This is a genomic window from Pseudomonas edaphica (genome assembly GCF_005863185.1).
GTDB lineage: Bacteria > Pseudomonadota > Gammaproteobacteria > Pseudomonadales > Pseudomonadaceae > Aquipseudomonas > Aquipseudomonas edaphica.
In genome coordinates, this window is the sequence record NZ_VBVZ01000610.1 from 1 (window position 1) to 3,639 (window position 3,639).

3 protein-coding genes and 1 pseudogene are annotated in these 3,639 nt (G+C 61.6%); all 4 read left to right on the forward strand.

Annotation, left to right across the window (positions count from 1 at the left end; translation table 11 throughout):
- Window positions 1-598 (forward strand): twin-arginine translocase subunit TatC (gene tatC / locus FEM54_RS27530; RefSeq protein ID WP_138453748.1); only part of this gene is annotated, 598 nt, incomplete at its 5' end.
- Window positions 595-1,302 (forward strand): 16S rRNA (uracil(1498)-N(3))-methyltransferase, encoded by a 708-nt coding sequence (locus tag FEM54_RS27535; protein WP_138453749.1) that lies wholly within the window; start codon window positions 595-597, stop codon window positions 1,300-1,302. The genes tatC and FEM54_RS27535, both read left to right, overlap by 4 nt.
- Window positions 1,303-1,494: 192 nt before the next feature.
- A pseudogene (locus FEM54_RS35165) lies at window positions 1,495-2,553 on the forward strand (methyl-accepting chemotaxis protein); the annotation flags it as partial.
- A gap of 144 nt (window positions 2,554-2,697) precedes the next feature.
- Entirely contained in the window at window positions 2,698-3,411 is a 714-nt protein-coding gene (locus tag FEM54_RS35170; protein WP_407073964.1) for a methyl-accepting chemotaxis protein, read from the forward strand.
- The last annotated feature ends 228 nt before the right edge of the window (window positions 3,412-3,639 follow it).

Sequence of the window (3,639 nt, forward strand, 5' to 3'; positions counted from 1 at the left end):
CGCCACAGACGTGTCGTCACCGTTCCTGACGCCGTTGAAGCTGACCATGATGGTCTCGCTGTTCCTGGCGATCCCGGTGATCCTGCACCAGATCTGGGGCTTTATTGCGCCGGGCCTGTACAAGCATGAAAAGCGCATTGCGGTGCCGTTGCTGGTGTCGAGCATCCTGCTGTTCTACACCGGCATGGCCTTCGCGTATTTCCTGGTGTTTCCGCTGATCTTCAAATTCTTCGCCGCCGCCACCCCGGCCGGCGTCGAAATGATGACCGACATCACCAGCTACCTCGATTTCGTGATGACGCTGTTCTTCGCCTTTGGCGTGGCCTTCGAAATCCCGGTGGCCGTGGTGCTGCTGGTGTGGATCGGCGTGGTCGACGTCAAATACCTGAAGAAAGTGCGCCCCTACGTGATCATCGGCTGCTTCGTGGTCGGCATGATCCTCACGCCGCCGGACATTTTCTCGCAGACCCTGCTGGCCGTGCCGATGTGGATGCTGTTCGAGATCGGCATCCTGTTTGGCAGCCTGATCAGCAAGCGTGGCGACCACCCGGATGACCAACCCGTCGACGACGACCAGCCGCCAGCGACGCACCCGTGAACCTGCTGTTGCTTGAGGGGGCCGACTTTATCGCGGCCGACCGGGTGATCCTGCGTGATCGGCGCCTGGTGCATATGCAGGAAGTCCACCGCGCGGTGGTGGGCGACAACCTGCGGGTCGGGCGAATCGGCGGGTTGATGGGCAACGCGCAATTACTGCGCCTGGAAGCCGGTGAAGCCGAGCTGTACGTGAGCTTCGACCAGCCGCCACCGACCAAACTGCCGCTGACCCTGCTGCTGGCCCTGCCGCGTCCAAAGATGCTGCGCCGGGTGCTGCAAACCGTGGCGGCGATGGGCGTGCCGAAGGTGGTGCTGGTCAACAGTTACCGGGTCGAAAAGAGCTTCTGGCAAACCCCGTTCCTGGAACCGGAGGCCGTTCGCGAGCAACTGATCCTCGGCCTGGAGCAGGCACGAGACACGGTGCTGCCCGAGATCAGCATCGAAAAGCGCTTCAAGCCGTTCGTCGAAGACCGCCTGCCGGCCATGACCGCAGGGACTCTGGGCCTGATCGGCCATCCCGGCGATTACCCGGCCTGCCCACGTGGGCTGGACGAACCGGTGACCCTGGCCATCGGCCCGGAAGGCGGCTGGATCCCCTACGAAGTGGAGCTGTTGGCCAAGGCCGGCTTGCAACCGGTGCAACTGGGTGCGCGCATCCTGCGCGTAGAAACCGCCGTGACCGCCCTGCTCGCCCGGTTGTTCTGAACACCGACCTGCCCCGAAAAAAGTGGGAGCTGGCTTGCCTGTGATTGCATCACCTGGGTATGCCTGATGTACCGAGGTGCCTGCATCGCAGGCAAGCCAGCTCCCACATTGGTTCTGAGAACCTACAGAAACTTCCTACGCTGCCGATAGCCTCTGAATAAGTCCAAGCCTTGTTCCAAAGGAGATCGCAGCATGTATCGTTGGTTAGCCGAAAAACTGGGGAATGTGAGCGTCAATCGCAAGCTGAGCATAGGCTTTGGCTTGGTGTTGATCCTGACGCTGTTGATCACCTTCACCGGCTGGACCGGCTTGGGCGACGTGATCAGTCGCGGCGACAAACTGGGCTTTATCTCCAGCCTCAACGGCCTGACCAAAGACCTGCGCCTGGCGCGCCTGGACTTTGAAATGCGCCGGGGCGAACAAGGCACCGATGCCGTCAACGGTCTGCTGAAGCAACTGGACGATGGCCTCAAAACCGCCCAAACGCTGATCGAGCAACCCGGCGACAAAGCCCTGGTAGAGCAACAGCTGGAAGCCTTGGGCCAATACAAAAAAGCCTTTGGCACAATGGTCCTGGCCGGCCTCAAGCGTGAGGGTGCACGCAGCAAACTCGGCGACACCGCCGACAACGCCGTGGCCAAGATCAATGAAATCGAAGCGACCCTGCTGCAAGGCGACAGCGTCACGCAGTTCAACAGCGTGGTCGAGCTGAGCAAGTTGATCCAACAGTCGCGCTTCCAGGTGCGCGGTTATACCTACAGCGGCAAGACCGAGGCCGAGCAACCAGCCCTGGATGCCATCGACAATGCCCTGAAGAAAATCACTGACCTGCAAGGCAAGCTGCCTGAGCAATACCAGGCCAACCTGCAAGAGGCCGGCGTGTCACTGCAAGCCTACCGCGCCGCGGTCAGCCAGTACCGTGACTCCCAAGTGGCCAGCGCCGCCGCGCTGAAAATCATGACCGCCCAAGGCGATATCCTGCTGGGGCACAGCGAAAAACTCACCACCTCCCAGACCGCCGTGCGCGATGCCGATGCCGCGCAGGCTAAACAGCTGTTGCTGCTGGCCACCGTGCTGGCGCTGATCTTCGGCATTCTCGCCGCCTGGGCAATCACCCGCCAGATCGTGATCCCGCTTAACCAGACCCTCACAGTCGCCGAGCGCGTGGCCTCGGGCGATCTGAGCCATAACCTCAACTCCGCCCGCCAGGACGAGCTGGGTCAGTTGCAACGCGCCATGCAAAGCATGACCCTGGGCCTGCGCGAGTTGATCGGCGGTATCAGCGACGGTGTCACCCAGATTGCCAGCGCTGCCGAACAACTGTCGGCCGTGACCGAACAGACCAGCGCCGGGGTTAACAGCCAAAAGGTTGAGACCGACCAAGTGGCCACCGCCATGAACGAAATGGCCGCCACCGTGCAGGAAGTGGCGCGCAACGCCGAAGAAGCCTCCGAAGCTGCCGTTGCAGCGGACCAACAGGCCCGTGAAGGCGACAAGGTAGTCGGTGAGGCCATCGCGCAGATTGAGCGCCTGGCTACCGAGGTCGGTAATTCCACGGTGGCCATGGGCGACCTCAAGCGCGAAAGCGACAAGATCGGCAGCGTGCTCGATGTGATCAAGTCTGTCGCCCAGCAAACCAACCTGCTGGCGCTGAACGCGGCGATTGAAGCGGCGCGTGCCGGTGAAGCCGGTCGCGGCTTCGCGGTGGTGGCCGACGAGGTGCGCAGCCTGGCCCAGCGCACACAGAAGTCCACCGAGGAGATCGAAGAGCTGATCGTCGGCCTGCAAAACGGCACTCAGCAGGTGGCGACCATCATGGACAACAGCCGGGGTCTCACCGACAGCAGCGTCGAACTGACCCGCCGTGCCGGCAACGCACTGAGCAACATCACGCGTACGGTCTCAACCATTCAGGCGATGAACTCGCAGATCGCCACTGCCGCCGAGCAACAAAGCGCTGTGGCCGAAGAGATCAACCGCAGCGTGTTGAATGTGCGCGACGTGTCTGAGCAGACCTCCTCGGCCAGTGAGGAAACTGCCGCATCGAGTGCCGAACTGGCACGCTTGGGGATCTATTTGCAGTCTCTGGTCGGGCGCTTCCGCATCTGACCCGCCCCCACACGGCGGCCAGAGCAAGGCCGCCGTAACTTGTGAAATTTCCTACGCGGTTATCAGCCCGCCACAACCTCGAATCGATTTAGCGTTTCAGCTGTTGCGAAATGCTTCCTCAGATTTGGAGGTTCACCATGTTTCCTCGGCTGACCCGTTTGCTGGTCAACGCCAGCGTCCGTCTCAAACTCGCACTGGGTTTCGGCCAAGTGCTGATCTTGAGCATCC